Genomic DNA, 16,819 nt, shown 5'->3' on the forward strand with positions numbered 1-16,819 from the left:
ATTGCGCGATGCTTTCAGTGCAACGGTAGTAGCCATCCAGGCGGGGCCGCAGGTGCAGTGCGAAGCCGGCAGGGCCGAATGCATATCATTTTAGTCCGCATTACATTCACCAGAACTCCAATTACTGCCCATGCAACACTTGTTATTCATCTGTAGCCGCAACCAGTGGCGCAGCCGCACCGCCGAAACGCTATTCCAGGACCACCCCGACGTACGCGTCAAATCGGCCGGCACCTCATCCGTAGCGCGGGTGCGGGTGAGTCAGCAGCTGCTGGATTGGGCGGACCGCATCTACGTCATGGAATCCCACCACCGGGATAAGCTGCTGCAGCGCTTCGGGCGGGGCGACTGGGAAGGGCGGACCGTCGTACTGGATATTGCGGACGAGTACCGCTACATGGATGAGGAGCTGGTGGGGGAGTTGCGGGATGTAGTGAAGCTCCAGTAGCGCGCAAATTTGTCTGAAAACCCGCTTTTTAACAAAATTTGCGCGCCATCGACTTTAAGATCTGCACCCGATCAGCCCATTCGCACGTCCCATTGCACCTGCGGCCCCGCCCCCGGACGACGCGTTCCGGTAATCCCCGCGCTTTAGTTACATTGATCGCCCGATCAACGCTCACTTCACATCCCCCCCGACTATGCAAGGCCTTATCCAGCACTATCCCCTCACGACTAATGCCATTCTTGAATTTGGCAACCGGGTGTTCCACCACAAGCGCATCATCAGTCACCTGCCGGGTGGGGAGCGGCACGAATACACCTTCGGGGATATGTACCTGCGCACCAAGCAGCTGGCCAATGCCCTGCACGACCGCCTGGGCATCGAGCGCGGTGATATGGTGGGCACCTTTGCCTGGAACCACGGTCCGCACGTAGAGCTCTACTACGGGATCTCGGGCATCGGCGCGGTCTGCCATACGATCAACATCCGGCTCTCCGCACCGCAGATCGAGTACATCATCAACCACTCGGAGGATAAGGTGGTGTTCGTAGACGCCACCCTGGTACCGCTGCTGGAACGTATCGCCCCCCAACTGGAGACCGTGCGCCACTACGTGCTGCTGCACGCGCCGGCCGACTTCCAGACCACCCTGCCCAATACGCTGCACTACGAAGACCTGCTGGCCGAGCAGCCCGACGAATACGAATGGCCCGACATCGACGAGAACGAGGCCTGCGGCATGTGCTACACCAGCGGTACGACCGGTCTGCCCAAGGGCGTACTGTACTCCCACCGCTCGACCTACCTGCACGCGATGACGATCCTGTCACCCAATGCGGCGAATATCGACGCTAATGACGTCACCCTGCTCGTCGTGCCGCAGTTCCACGTCATGGCCTGGGGCTACCCCTACCTCTGCCTGCTGGCGGGCTCGGATATGGTGATGCCCTCCTCCAACCTGCAGCCGGCCGCGCTGATCAAGATCATCCAGCAGGAGGGGGTCACTACGGCGAACGGCGTGCCCACGATCTGGCTCGGCGTGTACCAGGAACTGAAGAAAAACCCGCCGGCCGAACCACTGACGCTGCGGGAATACGTAGTGGGCGGCTCGGCCCTGCCCAAGAGCCTGATCCGCGGCTTCGAGGACGACTTCGGTATCCGCGGCGTACACGCCTGGGGGATGACCGAGACCTCGCCCCTGGGTACCATCAGTCGGCTGCAGCGCAAGCACGAGCGGCTGTCGCAGGAAGAGCAACTCACCATCCGCGCCAAACAGGGCATCGCCTTTCCCGGCGTGGAGCTGCGGGTCGTAGGCGAAGACGGCACGGCCGTACCCCGCGACGGCAAGGAGATGGGCGAACTACAGGTGCGCGGCGCCTGGACGATCAGCTCCTACTTCAAGACGCTGAACAAGGAGAGCTTCACCGCCGACGGCTGGTTCCGAACCGGCGACGTCAGCACGATCGACGCGGACGGCTACATGGAGATCAAGGACCGCACCAAGGACCTCATCAAGTCGGGCGGCGAGTGGATCAGTAGCGTTGCCCTGGAATCCGCCCTCATGGCCCACCCCCGGGTGCGGGAAGCGGCCGTGGTGGCCATCCCCGACGACAAGTGGATTGAGCGGCCGCTGGCCTCGGTCGTCCTGCTCGATGCTACTGAACCCGTGACCGAGAAGGAGCTGGCCGACTTCCTGTCTACCGACTTCGTGAGCTACCAGATCCCGCGCGACTACGTCTTCCTGCAGGAAGTGCCGAAGACCAGCGTGGGTAAGTTCGATAAGAAGGAAATCCGCCGGCAGTACGCCGAGGGTACGCTAGGCTGATGCCTAGGGCCGCCGGGTAAACCAGGCGACCACCGCCGTCGTCATCAGGCCGAGGACGAGCGAGCCGACCGCCGCCTGGAGGATGTAGCTGCCGAGCTGGAAATTAGCTTCTGCGTCTACGCGGCTTGCGTGACCGGCCTCTACGGCGTAAGCGATCATATTGGGAAAGTAATCGGGGCTAATGACGCGCTGTACGAGCCACTGCGTCAGGGGACTGAGGAATACGATGATGCCGGTGATGACGGCGCCGGTCAGGAAGCCCTGTCGGTACGTCATCCGTCCGCTGTAGTAGTGCCTGCGCTTGTCTATCAGCGCCAGCACATAGATCGCTACGGCCGGCAGGGCAATGAAGTTGGTGAACACTACGTGCCGGTCGATGTGGGGTCCGTGCAGCCCGACGGCCCGCTCCAGGCCCACCCATACGAGGGTCATCGCCACGAAGATCAGTGCCCACTTTATCTCTATTCGGTACTTGTGCATGTCGGGCCACCACGGCATTGTGTTGCAACATACAATATAAGGGTTTAATCCGCTACCCGCAACTCCCGGCGTAGCCGGGCCAGGTCGTCCTTTAGCCGCTCTTGCTGCTCCGCTAATTGCTGGTCGTCGATGCGATTTTCCAGCTCGTGGGGGTCCTGCTCCAGGTCGTACAGTTCGTAGCCCTCGAAGCCCGGCTCGGTGAAGTGGATGAGCTTGTACCGTTCGTCGCGCACCCCTTCGTGGCGGGCTACGCGGTGGTAGCTGTCCATCTGCTGGTAGTAGCGGTAGTAGATCTCGTCGCGCCAGTCGGCGGGTGCGGGGTCGGAGAAGAGCGGTAGCAGACTACGCCCCTGTACTTCGCCGGGTACCGGCACACCCGCCAGTTCGAGTAGGGTGGGGGCCAGGTCGATATTCAGGACGAGCTCGTCGATCGTGCTGCCGGCGTCGATCAGGGCGGGGTAGCGGATCATCAGGGGGGTGCGGTGGCTCTCTTCGTACATGAAGCGCTTGTCGTACCAGCCGTGCTCGCCCAGGTAGAAGCCCTGGTCGCTGGTGTAGATGACCAGGGTGTTTTCGGCCAGACCGCTCTCCTCCAAATAGTCTAGTACGCGGCCCACGTTGCGGTCTACGCTCTTGACGCTGGCCAGGTAGTCCTGCATGTAGCGCTGGTAGCGCCAGCTGAGCTCTTCGTCCGTGCCCTTCACCTGCTGCCACTGCCGGCCTACTTCGGCCAGGAAGGGGGCCCAGGCGGCGCGTTCGTCGGGTTGCAGGCGGGAGAGCTGGTAGTCGAGATTCTTGACCTGGTCGAAGGTGGGGTCTTTGATGAAGGTGGCCCCGCCCGTGCCGGGATCGGGGTTCTGGTAGGTGCCGGTCACCTTGAGGTCGTGGCTGGTAAACATATCTGCGATGCGCATATCGGCGTGTTCGGCCCGGGGCCGGCCGGCGTAGTCATCGCGCAGGGTGGCGGGCTCGGGGTAGCGCTGGTCGAGCAGACCGGGCAATGAGGCCGTATCCGGCATCCAGTTGCGGTGGGGGGCCTTGTGCCAGTACATGAGCAGGAAGGGCTGGTCGGCGGCGGCGTTGCGTTGCAGCTCGGCCAGGGCGTAGTCGGTGATGATGTCGCTAGTATAACCCGATTCGGGGCCTAGCGTATCGCCGTTGTGTACGAATACCGGGGCGTAGTAGCTGCCCTGTCCGATCAGTCCGCGAAACTCATCGATGCCCCGCGGCCGCGCCTGCAGGTGGTGCTTACCGATCAGGGCGGTGCGGTAGCCGGCCTCGTGTAGGGCTTCGGGGAAGGTCCACTGGTCGGGATCAAAGGGGCTCAGGTTATCGATCTTGCCGTTCAGGTGGCTGTACTTGCCGGTCAGGATGGCCGCCCGACTCGGTGCGCAGATCGAATTGGTCACGAAGCTGTTGCGAAACAGCATACCGTCGTTAGCGATCCGGTCCAGGTTCGGCGTTTCGATCAGCTCATCGGTATAGGCCGAAATGGCCCGCTGCGCGTGATCATCGCTCATGATGAACACGATATTGGGCCGCGGGGCGGGGGGCGCGATCGCGGGTGCGGTGTCGGTAGCCGAGTCAGTAGCGGGCGGCGCGGCGCAGTACGTGAGTCCGGCGCACAGGAGGATAAAGAGAAGGAAGCGGTACATGATCGTAAAGTACGGATATGCGCGCTGAATTACCTGCCCCCTCGGCACCGGCCAGCTGGTCAGTAAAACCAACGGTCGAGTGGCCTGCGGTCCGAGCCTGTATTGTGCAGCAGCCGCATGCGTACTCGGGCTGCAAGCCCTCGACCTTTCGGGTGGCCGCTTAACCAAGCACGCCGCGCCGGGAACCTAGAGCCAGTACGTGATGAAAGCGCCCAGCCGTCTGCTCGTGAAGGGTAGTTCATCGATGGTCCGGTCGGTAAGGGTGAGTCGCGTACGCAGTTCCACAGCACCTACACTGAGGCCAAGGCCGAGCAGCGCACCATAGTCTGCTCCTACGATCTCGCGCTTGAGGTCGAAGGTTTCCGTGTCTTCTACTAGGGTGCTGCGGCCGAAGGTGCTACGGATGGGGTGATTCATGAACATGGCGCCTTCGCCGAAGACGACCGTGTGGCCTACCGTGAAGTCGTACCGGAGCCCGAGATTCAGGTTGATGGCCTGCTGATCATAGTACATGCGCCGCCTAACCGTCTTGCTGCCGATCTCGAAGAGGTCTATCGTGGTCGAAAAGTCGAAACTATGGTAGGCTAGGTCACCAAAAATATCGACGCGACTAGGGTAGTCATAGCGGGCAGTGAGCCCATACACCACAGCCCTGGTCGAGCTACCGATCAGCTGGCGCGACGCATTGACGTCGTCGTAGGTCTTGAACCACATATGCTCCATACCGATGAGCGGACCGACCGACCAGCGCCTCTCCCGCCCGGACTCGGTAGACTGCGCCTGCAGTAAAAAAGGAAATAGAATAACTAATAAGGAGAAAATTCGCATGAAATGAATTTCTACACCAACGGTCGCCCCTGCAGGATAAGTACACTATAACGTATCCTCGCCTTGGTAGGATTATTCGAGGGTACTGCACGCACAGCCGGATATTACTGATGTTAAATGAAGTAAAATTGATGAATACTGTAGGTATTCCATCAGCACGTGGAGTATTGAACTATATTAAATCGCCAGCTAAGTACGGTAGCTAGGGGAACTCCGGGCCGAGCTCGCAACACTCAGCCGCCGCATGCCTGACTCGGGCCACAAGCCCCCGACCTGGTTGGGTAGCCAAACGGATCGCCTATCTTTCACCCCCAATGAGCATCTGGGATTCCCTATTCAACCGCAGCCGTACCCCCGCGCCCCCCGAGCCGCAGCACCGCTTCGGCCGCTATACCGATGCCTATAAGTCTAAGGCAAAGCACGCCGCCTACACCCGCGCCGCCGATGCCTTCGAGGAGCATGACTTCCTGGACAGCGTAGAGGCTTTCCTGGAGTACCTCAGCGACGAAGCCGAGGAGAACGTCAAGTGGCAGCGCAGGGGGGAAACGGTGTACTTCGAATTGTACCAGGGCAGTAAGCGGGTCACCGGTTTGGCCGATACTGCGCACCTGCGTGCCTCCGCCCGCATCGCCCGCCTGACGACGCTGAACGGCGAACTGCTGCAGCGCCTCACCGCCATGAACTACGCGCTCAAGTACAGCCGCTTCGCGCTGGACGATGACGACTGCCTCACCATCATTTTCGATACGCCGGTCCACGACGCCAGCCCCTACAAACTCTACTACGCCCTCAAGGAAATGGCCCTGCGCGCCGACAAGCAGGACGACCTGCTGCTGCACGAGTTCGAGCATGCCCTGAGCCCCGTGGAAGTGACCCACCTGGCACCCATCCCCGCCCCGGAAAAAGCCGTGAAGCTCGATTTCCTGCGCCAGCATATTCAGTCGCTACTCGACTACCTGGACTCCGGTCAGCTCGACCCCCAGGAACACCCCGGCGCCGTGGCCTACCTGCTGCTCGATCTGGTCTACCGCCTGGACTACCTCCTCACCCCCGAGGGCTACACCATGGAAGCCCTGGAACGCATGCACCGCATGTACTTCGCGCGGGAAGACGCGCAGTCCGTCAACCACAAGAACGAACGCCTGCTCGACGAACTGCAGCAGCTGCTGGAGCGCGCGCCGGAAGACTTCGGTGAGGAGCTCTACGCCGGCAAGTCCACCTTCGGCATCACCCTGCCCGTCAGCCACGACCGCCTGGCCACCCTCATCAACAACGAGCTGCCCAACCTGGACTGGTACCAGGACAACGGCTACCCCGAAGTCGCCTGCGCCATCCCCGGCTACATCGTCGGCTACGCCCTGTTCAACTACGCCATCCCCCTGCCCGACCGCGCCCTGCTCCACCTCTACTACCGGGTCACCGAAGAAGCCTACTTCCTCCAGCTAGGCTTCACGGAGCGCTACCTGGACAAAGCCGGCCGCCCCAACAAACGCAGCATCCGCAGCGCCGTCAACCGCATCGTCAAACAGCACGAAGAAGCCTTCCCCTGGTTCTCCCCCGACACCAGCGAGCTCAGCTACGCCAACCTCCTAGAGTTCAGCCAGACCTACCTGGAAATGGTCAAAACCAGCGGATAACCCCCCTTACCCCCGAAGGCGTCTACCCGCGTAGCGGTCTACCCCCCGAAGGGGTCTACCCAGCCGAAGGCCCCCTAAACATAAAGTTCCCCCTTAAGCAGCCCCCGGCTGATCACGATCTTCTGCACCTCACTCGTGCCCTCGTAGATCTGCGTGATCTTGGCGTCCCGCATGAGCCGCTCGACGTGGTACTCCTTGACGAAGCCGTAGCCCCCGTGCACCTGCACCGCCTCTACGGTATGCTTCATGGCTACGGAGCTGGCGAACAGCTTGGCCATGGCGCCGGCCTGATTGTAGTCCAGATCGGCATCCTTGAGCCAGGCCGCGCGGTAGACCAGCATCTTGGCCGCCTCGATGTCCGTAGCCATATCGGCCAGCTTGAAGGCGATGGCCTGGTGGTCGGAGATGGCCTTGCCGAAGGCGACGCGCTCCTTGGAGTAGGCCGTAGCCAGCTCGTAGGCACCACCGGCGATACCGAGGGCCTGGGCCGCGATGCCGATGCGGCCGCCGGAGAGGGTTTTCATGGCGAACTTGAAGCCGCTGCCGTCCTTACCCAGCAGGTTCTCCTTGGGCACCTTCACGTCGTTGTACATGATGGTGTGGGTGTCGCTGGAGCGGATGCCGAGCTTGTCTTCCTTGGCGCCGATCTCTACGCCGTCCCAGCTGGTCTCGACGATAAAGCAGTTGATGCCGCGGTGGCCGGCGTCGGGATTGCTCTGCGCGATCACCAGGTGCACGCTGCTCGTGCCGCCGCTCGTGATCCAGTTCTTGGTGCCGTTGAGCAGGTAGTGGTCGCCCATGTCGACGGCCGTGGTACGCTGATGGGTGGCATCGCTGCCGGCCTCGGGCTCGCTCAAACAGAAGCTGCCGATCCACTCGCCGGTGGCCAGTTTGGTCAGGTACTTCTGCTTCTGCTCCTCGCTGCCGTAGGTCTCCAGGCCGTAGCAGACCAGGCTGTTGTTGACCGACATGATCACGGAGGTCGAGTTATCTACCTTCGAGATCTCCTCGAGGGCGATGATGTAGCTCAGGTTGTCCAGACCGCTGCCGCCGTATTCGGGGCTCACCGTCATGCCCATGAAGCCCAGCTCGCCGAGCTGCTTGATCTGCTCGGTGGGGTACTCCATGGTCCGGTCGCGGTCGATCACGCCGGGCAGACACACCTGCTGGGCAAAATCACGGGCGGCCTCGCGCACGGCGAGTTGTTCTTCGGTAAGGGTAAAGTTCATGATCGTTAGGCTTTAGCTTGCAAAATTAGCGAAAATTCGCTAGGTGTCCCGTCGGGCGCGCACGCAGGTGCAATGCAACTACTGCCGCAGGAATCGCAGCGCTACCGCACCCACGTCACTGGACGCAATGACCTGCAGGATGTACATCCCCAGCGGCAGCGACCGTACGTCGATGGGTACGAACGACTCCCCGGCCGGCAGCGATCTACTGATCACGGTACCCAGTCGCTGTCCGCTGGAATTATAGATCCCTATGGTCACCGGTCCCGCCTCCTGCATGCGGATCCGTACCGTAGCCCGGTCGAGAACGGGATTCGGACGCAGTGCGATGGACAGGCTAGGATCGGACGGCCGCCTCGAGCCCGCCGCCTTGTTCCCATTCGGTAACAGCGGCGTACCCGCACCGGCGGCAAACCACTGCTGCCCGAGCGCATTGTCCGACGTAGGATGCCGCAGCGCGATGGTGCGGTCGTCGCCGGTGAAGTCGGTCGGCCAGGGGGCGGCATCGGTGTAGTACACCTCGTCCTGCAGCTGACCGCCAGCGTCGTACAGCCGCACGGCATCTCCCTGACCGGACAAGCCGAACTCCAGATCACCGACTACCTCCGATACGGAAGGATACTGGGTCGTAAAGCGTGCCACATCCTGGGCGATAAGCAGGTAGCCCTGCGGTGCAAGACTGCTACCCGTGGGGAGCCGGAAGCTGTGGCTGTCGTCGTTATCCTTTACTTCCCAATCGCTCAGGTCCAGGGTGGCGGAGCCGGGATTGTACAGCTCGATCCAGTCGCCGCTATCTGCAGCATCCGCCGAGGCGTAGTGGATCTCATTGATGACGACCATCGACTTGGTCTCCGCGACCGCCTCGAATACCGGGACTACCGTTAGCGCTTGATTGGGGTTTAGCACGAGTACGGGGTCGGAAGAAAAGACATCCCCCGTCCAGTGGCGGAAGGTGTAGCCGGTGCGCGCTACGGCCGTGAGCCGCACGGGTACGTCCTCGAAGTAATCGCCCGTCCAGTCGCCTTCGGTGATGGTCAGGGTGTTGAGCCGGACGTAGCCACCTTCGGGAGTAGCATTTTGTAGGTGGAGCGGGTGGTAGGCGGGCAGGTTAAAGTAGTCCAGCAAATGGCGCTTCATGACGGCTGGCCGCCGGGTGGCGTAGTCCTTCATGCGGTCGAGCCGATCGGTCCACGTGCTGAAATCCTTGTTCCAGCGGGCGAAGTGCTGCGGCATCTCCGGCGCGATGGCGGCGGCCAGGGTATCGATATGCTGATGTACGCGTTCGGGTAGCAGCCGGCTGTTCATCTCGTCGGCAAAACGGTTGATGAGCTGATGGCGGAAGTTCTCGTTGGCCAGCGTGGCGCGCAGGAGCGTACTGGCGTAGTACTGTCCGCGCCAGCCGCTAGACTCCGCTTCGAGGGCTCGGTACAGGGAGTTGTTGGTGTAGTCCGTACTGGTAGACAGGCCGAAGCCAAAGTCGGTATCGAACAGGATCCACCGCCAGCGGCCGCCGTCCGGCCGCCAGAATTTGTTGTTGTTGGCCGGCCAGTCCGTATTGTTGAAGTAGATCTGCACGACGTGGTAGAGGATGAAGTTGGCCACGTCGACTTCGCCGGCTACGTACTGGTAGTGCTCCGGGTCCTCCAGCGTGTGATTCTGTACGTAGTCGATCAGGGTGTCGTAGCCCGACCGCTGCCCGTGCACCACGTCACCCCCCAGTTCCAGTAGGTTGATCTCATCGGTGGGGTAGCCGCTGCGGCTGGCCAGGTAGTGCTCGTTGACCTTTTCGCGCAGGTTGTACAGCCCCCAGTAGCTGCCGTTGAGGTAGGTGGCTACGGGACGGTAGGCCAGGGTCTCCAGATCGGCGTTGCGGTACAACCCGGCTATGGCGGCGTCGCGGAGCATGGTGTTCATCCAGTCGTTGCCGGAGTTGCGCAGGACGACCGACTGATAGTCCTCGTACGGCCGGTCGGGAAACAGGGGATAATCGATCGCACTGTCTCCGTACGCCCCGCGGGCGAAGAGGGAGAGGGAGCGCTGGGACTGCGCGCGGCTCCAGCCCCCGAAGATCTTCAGGCCGGCATTCAGGTCAGTGCCCCCGCTCCCGTCCGCATCCCGGAAGGCGAACTGCACGGGGCGCTCCCAGTCCTGCCAGATATTGGCCCCGAAGTAAGGATAGTCGCCGTGCCGACCCGGACCAAGCACGTAGATCCCCCGTTCGTTGCTGAACAGATTATCCGGATCGGTGACCAGGGAGACGGTCGGCAGGGTGTGGGACGCGCCGATCAGGTAGGTCTGGCTGTAGGTAGCGGAGGGCAGACGATCACTACCGAATACGGCGGCGCGCACGACCGTCGTCTGCTCAATCGCAAGCGGCCCCTCGTAGCGTGGGGAAGTGGCCGTGGGCGTAGTGGCATCAGTCGTGTAGCGAATTTCGCGACCCGGTCCGGCACCGCTCAGGATGAGGCTGAAGGGGGTGGTCGGACCGCCGGGCCGGGAGAAACTCACCCGGTCGGTGATGGTGCCCAGGTAGGCCGGGGTAGTGTTGGCGGCACCCGGCGTGGGCGTAGCGAAGAAGACCGTAGCGTTTAGCTGATTCGGCGGTCGCCCAGTGGAGGTGCCGGTGGGGGCGGGCGGACAGCTCAGTTGATTCACCAGCCGGCCGGCCGCATCGTAGAGGTAGAGCTGCTCCCCCGCGGAGGAGAGCGAGAAGTTGGTGTGGCGACTTCGCTCGGCGTACTCCAGGACCGGCAGGGGGGTAAACCCGGCAGCGGCGGGAGTGGGCAGGAAGGCGGTGAGCAGGGGCAGGGCGTACAGGTCCGGCGACCGTGTGTCCCGATTGTGTACCTGTACGGCCAGTACGTTATCGCCTTCCCGGAGGAGCCCGGCGTAGTCAGCGATCGGAAAGCTGGGCGGCCGGCGGCCCTGGGGGAATTGGGGTTCAGCGTTGCGGGCGGCGCGGTCCTGGTAGTCCGGCCGGTCCCCGTAGAGTCCCGCGCGGGCTATTTCTACGCCGTTGAGGTAGGCGACGAAGGCGTCGTCGTAGTCTATATCCAGGACCAGTCCGCGGATCGCTGCCGTATCACTCACCTGGAAGCGGGCACGCAGGAACACCGTCTGGGTACCGCGAAGTAGTAGGGTTTGCAACTCACCGCTGCCGTAGCCCAGAGGGGTAGCTCCGCCAGTCCAGTCTGTATCGTCGTAGGTGGTACCCGTCCAGTCCGACGCTGCGACCGTACTGTCGGGCAGCACGTAGCGTACCGCATCGCCCACGGTGAGCAGTGCGTGGGGGTAGCTGGGGGTGGGCCGGTCCTTGCCCGAGGCCCACAGCATCAGGTAGCCGCCGGCGGGCAGGGTGCCATCCTGGAATACCCACTTGCGGGGTCGGTCCGCCCGATCGGTCACGGACCAGCCGGTGAGGTCGACGGGCGCGGGGCCGACGTTGTAGAGCTCGAACCAGTCGGGAAAGCTGCCGTCCTCGTCGGGTAGACTGGTGTTGGCCAGCGAGGCTTCGTTGAGGTAGACCTGTCCGTATACTGTTGCCGTAGCTAGCCATAGGACCAGCAGCACCGCTCCGGGGCGGAAGGAAAACGAGGGGATGGATAAACCGGTGTACACGACGGGCTAAGGTACGTACCGAACGAAGTGCGCGGATGGCGGCTGGCTTGCACCTGCGGCCGCGGCGAATCCCTGTAGTGCCGTACAGCGGTAAACCGCTATATTTACTACCATGTGGAAAGACTATAAATACCTGTTCGCCTACCTGCTGCCGCTGGCCGGTTTCCTGGGGGTACACCTGGGCGGGGCCTGGTCGCCGGGCAGCATCTACGTGGCCTTCGTGCTGCTGCCGCTGCTGGAACTGGTGCTGCCCGCTAGTACGGACAATCACCCGGAGGTGGAGGAGGACAGCCGCAGCGGCCGCCGCCTGTTCGACTGGCTGCTGTACCTGAACCTGCCGGTGCTGTACGGTACGGTAGGCTACTTTCTGTACGTAGCTACTACACGCGATCTGTCGGGCTGGGAGACGGCCGGTATGGTCTGCAACGTCGGTCTGCTCGTAGGCTCCATCGGGATCAACGTGGCCCACGAGCTGGGGCACCGCTCCACGAAGGGCGAGCAGCGCCTGGCCCAGGCGCTGCTGCTGCCCGGCCTGTACATGCACTTTTTCATTGAGCACAACCGGGGCCACCACCGCCACGTGGCTACGCCGCTGGACCCCGCCACCAGCCGCCGCGACCAGACGGTCTACGCCTTCTGGCTGCGGAGTGTGACGCTGAGCTACGTCGATGCCTGGCGACTGGACAAGCCGCTCATGTTCAAGTTCCAGCTGATCCAGCTGGCCTACCTGGCCGCGATCACGCTAGTGTTCGGCTGGCCGGGCTGCTGGCTGGCGATCGGGGCGGCGGTGTTCGGCTTCCTCATGCTGGAGACGGTCAACTACATCGAGCACTACGGCCTGCTGCGGCGGCAGAATGCGCAGGGAAGGTACGAGGCCGTGCTGCCCCAACACAGTTGGAACAGCGACCACGAGCTCGGCCGTATCCTGCTGTATGAACTGACGCGCCACAGCGACCACCACTTTAAGTCTACCCGCAAGTACCAGATCCTGCGCCGCTTCGACGAGAGCCCGCAGCTGCCCAGTGGCTACCCCGCCTGTATGCTGATGGCGCTGCTGCCCCCCGTGTGGTTCCGGGTGATGAACCCCCGGGTAGACCACTACACCGCCTACTCGAACCGCTCGGCGTAGTCGGCCATCGGGATACGGCGGATCAGCTTGCCCGCTACGGTGCCCCCGGCACCGAGGTCTCGGTAGTATTCTACCAGCCCCAGCCCTTCGGCGTAGACCTCGTAGCCCGTGAAGGTGGGGGAGATATCCCCGAGGCGTGGGTCGCGCTGACTGACCTCCCCGGTCAGGCCGAACACGATGGCATCGCGGGGCTGGCCCATTACGGTGAGGGTAGTGTCTTTTTGGTAGGTGCGGTCCAGTGAGACGTAATTGGTGGCGTCCGGATTATCCGGTGGGGAGAAGCCGATGCGGTAGCCTACGGCCCGCCCGTCGTCGAGGTAGAAGGGGAAGGAACGGGGGTAGATGATGTCGGTCGTCACCCGCTTGCGCTCCCCGCTGAGGCTGGGGGGGAAGAGGAACAACTCTTCCAGCTCCACGCCCTCATTGGTGATGCGTTCGCGGGCCAGCTGTACGGGGGTCATGCCATCGGCGTACTGGGTGGCACTGAGGTAGAGGGCCGTATCGCGGTCTACGCCCAGAAAGTACCAGTACTCAGCGGGCTCATCGGTCAGCGTGCCCTTATTGGCGTACTCGTAGACTAGTCCGTCCGTAAGCTCCCGCACGGGGAAGTAGTAGTCGCGCACGTCCGCCTGCTGCGTACAGGACAGAAGGAGAAGCGGGAGGAGAAGGAGCTTGTACATACTAATAGGGGCGAACGGGACGGAAGACGGGGACGAAACGCATAAATCCACCCATTCAGTTCTTCGTGACCGGACAATTAACGCTACCTGCGGCAGTACAGCACCCAGGCCGGTGGCAGGTTCAGGTACACGCGCCGCGCCTCGACCGTACCGAAGGCGCGCTCGTAGTACGCCTTAGTCTTCAGGCTGTAGTGGACCTGGTTATAACAGCCACCGGGCCGAAGGTTGTCGCGGGCCGCCGTGACGATACGCTCGCCGAGCTCCCGGGGCAGGGCGGCAAAGGGGACGGCCGAGACGATGTGGTCGGCCCTATCGGCGCCGATCCGGTCCAGGTAGGCGCGGATGTGTTCGGCACTGTCCTGGGCCACCACGAGCCGTGGGTCGCCGATGGCGCGCATGTCGTCGCAGAGGTCTTCGCTTACTTCGAAGGCGATCACCCGCCCCTCGGGGTGTAGCCGCTCGAGAATGTGCCGGGTGATGACGCCGTCGCCCGCCCCCAGTTCGACGATGGTGCGGGCGGTGGTCCAGTCGATCCGGTCGATGGCAGCCTTACACAGGGCGGTACCGCTGCGGGTGATGGTGCCGGTGGTACCGATATTTTTCAGCCCTTCCAGAAGGAACGAGAAGGTGCTCATACGTCGGAACGTTGGGCGTCGAAGGCCTCGAGGTAGTCCCCGATGCGGCGCAGGAAGGAGCCGCCCAGGAAGCCGTCTACTACCCGATGGTCGTAGCTCAGGCTCATGAACATCAGCTGGCGGATGGCGATCACGTCGCCGTATTCCGTTTCCAGTACGGCGGGCTTCTTGCGGATCGCGCCTACGGCGAGGATGGCCACCTGCGGCTGATTGATGATAGGGGTGCCCATGACGTTGCCGAAGGTGCCCACGTTGGTCACCGTAAAGGTGCCGTCCTGAATCTCATTGGGCTTGAGCTTATTGGCGCGGGCGCGGGCTGCGAGGTCGTTCACCTGCTTGCTTAGTCCCAGCAGATTGAGCTGGTCGGCGTTGCGGATCACGGGTACGATCAGGTTGCCACTGGGCAGGGCGGCAGCCATGCCGATATTGATGTCGTGCTTCTTGACGATGTGGTCGCCGTCGACCGAGACGTTCACCATCGGGAAGTCCTTGATGGCCTTGGCCACGGCTTCGATGAACACGGGGGTGTAGGTGATCTTCTGCCCGTGCTGCTGTTGGAAGTCTTTTTTGACGCGCTCGCGCCAGTTGACCAGGTCCGTGACGTCTACCTCGATGAAGCTGGTGACGTGGGGGCTGGTGCGCTTCGACATGACCATATGGTCGGCGATGAGCTTGCGCATGCGGCCCATCTCGATGAGCTCGGAAGAACCGGAGGCAAGACTGCCAGCTGGAGCGACAGGGGGGCGGGGGGGAAGGGTTGTCGCATGGAGTCCAGCCGTTGGTGCAGCCTTGCCAGGACCGGTTATGAAGCGATTGTCTCGCCGCTTCAGGTAAGCCTGTATGTCTTGTTTATTGACCCGGCCGCCGTTGCCCGTGCCGGGGATCTGGTCGAGCTCCGTCTGTCCGATGCCCTCCGTAGCTGCAATAGTACGCACCAGCGGCGAATAAAACCGCCCACTCTCCGAATTTTCTTCTTTTGCTGGCCCCGTAGCTGTGGTGGCCGCTGCGGGCTCCTTTGCGGGAGCGGAAGCGGCCGGTGGTGTTGGGGCCGGTTCTGGGTCAGCCGGAGCAACGGTCGGGGAGGCAGACACCGTAGCGCCGACCTCCGTTTCGATCAGGGCGATGACTTCGCCGACGGCCACGGTCTCGTCTACCCCGTAGCGGATCTCCGCGATGGTGCCGGCCACCGGGGCGGGCACCTCGCTATCGACCTTGTCGGTGGCGATCTCGAGTACGGTATCGTCTACTTCCACCGTATCGCCGACCTGCTTGGTCCAGTTCAGGATGGTCGCTTCGATGATGCTTTCGCCCATTTTGGGCATGATGAGCTCGACGTGGGGCATGGTGGCGGTGTGGTGGTGGGTTAAACGTGGTTGGTCAGGGGGGGCGTGTGCAAAGCTACAAATTCAGCCGCAGCAGGTTGAGTGCCTGCAGGCTGGTGAAGGTGATGTTCCGCTGCCGGTCCTTGCCGGAGCGGAGCAGCTTCGTAATAGTGCGCTCCGGGGTAGCTACGGCGATCCAGATCGTACCCACGGGCTTATCGGCCGTGCCGCCGCCGGGGCCGGCGATACCGGAGGTGGCAATGGCGTAGTCCGACCCCAGCCGCTCACAGGCCCCCTCGGCCATGGCGATGATCGTGGCCTCGCTCACCGCGCCGTGATCCAGCAGCACGGGCGCGGGTACGCCGAGCAGGGATTGCTTGAGTTCGTTGGAGTACGCCACTACGCCGCCAATGAAGTGGGCACTGGCCCCCGGGTGGGCGGTGATCATTTCCGCTACGGTGCCGCCGGTGCAGCTTTCGGCCGTGGCGAGGGTCTGCTTGCGCGCCTGTAGCGCGCGGCCTACGACGGAGGCCAGGTCGTCCTTGCCGTAGCCGTAGACCAGCTCGCCCAGGGCGCCTTCGAGGTGGTTGCGGTATTCGTCGAGCTGGCTCTGCAGCAGGGCTTCGTCGTTGCCGCGGGCACTCAGGCGCAGGCGTACCGTACCGAGATTGGGCAAGTAGGCCAGGGACATGTTTTCGGGCAGCTCGTCTTCGATGCGCTCTACCCGCTCGGCGATCGTGCTTTCGCCCTCACCGGCGGTGAGCAGGGTGACGGAGCGCAGCAGTTCGGCGTCGAAGTTCTTGCGCTTGAGCCGGCGCATCACCTCGTGCTCCATGAGGTAGGCCATCTCGTAGGGCACGCCGGGCATGGACACGACCACCTGCTCCTCTTTTTCCATCCACAGGCCGGGGGCGGTACCGCGTTCGTTGACCAGGATCTTGGCCCCGGTGGGCAGGCGGCACTGCGCGCGGTGGGTCTCGTTGGGCTCGCGGCCGTAGCGCTGATAGAGCTTGATCAGCCGCTTCCAGGTAGGGTTGTGGAAGCGCAGCTCGCCGCCGAAGTAGTCGGCCAGCACCCGCTTGGTGATATCGTCCTTGGTAGGGCCGAGTCCGCCGGTCATCAGCACCAGATCCGACTGCTGCAGGGCACGGTCCAGCCCCCCCATGATGCCCTGCCGGCTATCGGCCACGCTGAGGTGCTCGACTACGGTGATGCCCTCCTCGCTCAGTGCGGCGGCCATGTAGGTGGCGTTAGTATCGGTGACCTGGCCGATCAGTATTTCGTCGCCTACGGTGAGTATGGTAGCCTGCAAGTTGTGCGTTTTAGTGGCGCAAGG

13 protein-coding genes are annotated in these 16,819 nt (G+C 62.8%); 4 read left to right on the plus strand and 9 right to left on the minus strand.

From position 1 onward, the window contains the following. Positions 1–130 precede the first annotated feature (130 nt). Together MJQ68_RS00610 and MJQ68_RS00615 are read left to right on the plus strand one after the other, a co-directional pair. Positions 131–448 (plus strand): low molecular weight protein tyrosine phosphatase family protein, encoded by a 318-nt coding sequence (locus tag MJQ68_RS00610; RefSeq protein WP_238749029.1) that lies wholly within the window; start codon positions 131–133, stop codon positions 446–448. A gap of 193 nt (positions 449–641) precedes the next feature. After that, positions 642–2,270 carry a long-chain fatty acid--CoA ligase gene (locus MJQ68_RS00615; protein ID WP_238749030.1) on the plus strand — a complete coding sequence of 543 codons (1,629 nt, stop codon included), beginning with the start codon at positions 642–644 and terminating at the stop codon, positions 2,268–2,270. A gap of 3 nt (positions 2,271–2,273) precedes the next feature. Here MJQ68_RS00615 and MJQ68_RS00620 read toward each other — a convergent pair whose 3' ends face one another. The 3 genes from MJQ68_RS00620 to MJQ68_RS00630 all read right to left on the minus strand — a co-directional run bounded on the left by MJQ68_RS00620 (position 2,274) and on the right by MJQ68_RS00630 (position 5,233). Continuing rightward, positions 2,274–2,768, minus strand: a complete 495-nt coding sequence (locus MJQ68_RS00620) for a DUF4199 domain-containing protein (RefSeq protein WP_238749031.1) — start codon at positions 2,766–2,768, stop codon at positions 2,274–2,276. A 26-nt stretch (positions 2,769–2,794) separates the two neighbouring features. Next, entirely contained in the window at positions 2,795–4,405 is a 1,611-nt protein-coding gene (locus tag MJQ68_RS00625; RefSeq protein WP_238749032.1) for a sulfatase family protein, read from the minus strand. Between the two features lie 186 nt (positions 4,406–4,591). Next, positions 4,592–5,233 (minus strand): hypothetical protein, encoded by a 642-nt coding sequence (locus MJQ68_RS00630; protein WP_238749033.1) that lies wholly within the window; start codon positions 5,231–5,233, stop codon positions 4,592–4,594. 314 nt (positions 5,234–5,547) lie between these two features. On the opposite strand from MJQ68_RS00630, the gene MJQ68_RS00635 reads away from it, so the two are divergent. Beyond that, positions 5,548–6,870, plus strand: a complete 1,323-nt coding sequence (locus MJQ68_RS00635) for a YbjN domain-containing protein (RefSeq protein ID WP_238749034.1) — start codon at positions 5,548–5,550, stop codon at positions 6,868–6,870. 74 nt (positions 6,871–6,944) lie between these two features. On the opposite strand, the gene MJQ68_RS00640 is transcribed toward MJQ68_RS00635, so the two are convergent. Together MJQ68_RS00640 and MJQ68_RS00645 are read right to left on the minus strand one after the other, a co-directional pair. Beyond that, positions 6,945–8,099, minus strand: a complete 1,155-nt coding sequence (locus MJQ68_RS00640) for an acyl-CoA dehydrogenase family protein (RefSeq protein WP_238749035.1) — start codon at positions 8,097–8,099, stop codon at positions 6,945–6,947. Positions 8,100–8,177: 78 nt separating this feature from the next. Then, positions 8,178–11,717 (minus strand): CotH kinase family protein, encoded by a 3,540-nt coding sequence (locus MJQ68_RS00645; RefSeq protein ID WP_238749036.1) that lies wholly within the window; start codon positions 11,715–11,717, stop codon positions 8,178–8,180. A gap of 112 nt (positions 11,718–11,829) precedes the next feature. On the opposite strand from MJQ68_RS00645, the gene MJQ68_RS00650 reads away from it, so the two are divergent. Continuing rightward, positions 11,830–12,846, plus strand: a complete 1,017-nt coding sequence (locus tag MJQ68_RS00650) for an alkane 1-monooxygenase (RefSeq protein ID WP_238749037.1) — start codon at positions 11,830–11,832, stop codon at positions 12,844–12,846. Here the strand turns inward: MJQ68_RS00650 and MJQ68_RS00655 are convergent. The 4 genes from MJQ68_RS00655 to MJQ68_RS00670 form a co-directional block, all read right to left on the minus strand. Next, positions 12,825–13,526 (minus strand): hypothetical protein, encoded by a 702-nt coding sequence (locus MJQ68_RS00655; RefSeq protein WP_238749038.1) that lies wholly within the window; start codon positions 13,524–13,526, stop codon positions 12,825–12,827. The two genes, MJQ68_RS00650 and MJQ68_RS00655, sit on opposite strands and share 22 nt — an antisense overlap. A gap of 83 nt (positions 13,527–13,609) precedes the next feature. Further along, positions 13,610–14,161: a class I SAM-dependent methyltransferase gene (locus tag MJQ68_RS00660; protein WP_238749039.1), complete on the minus strand. Its 552-nt coding sequence runs from the start codon at positions 14,159–14,161 to the stop codon at positions 13,610–13,612. Next, positions 14,158–15,504, minus strand: coding sequence for a dihydrolipoamide acetyltransferase family protein (locus tag MJQ68_RS00665; RefSeq protein ID WP_238749040.1), 1,347 nt, complete (start codon positions 15,502–15,504; stop codon positions 14,158–14,160). Before MJQ68_RS00665 ends, MJQ68_RS00660 begins: the two co-directional genes overlap by 4 nt. 55 nt (positions 15,505–15,559) lie before the next feature. After that, positions 15,560–16,795, minus strand: a complete 1,236-nt coding sequence (locus MJQ68_RS00670; protein ID WP_238749041.1) for a competence/damage-inducible protein A — start codon at positions 16,793–16,795, stop codon at positions 15,560–15,562. Positions 16,796–16,819: the final 24 nt, after the last annotated feature.

The sequence above is a fragment of the Neolewinella maritima genome (assembly GCF_923081025.1).
GTDB lineage: Bacteria > Bacteroidota > Bacteroidia > Chitinophagales > Saprospiraceae > Neolewinella > Neolewinella maritima.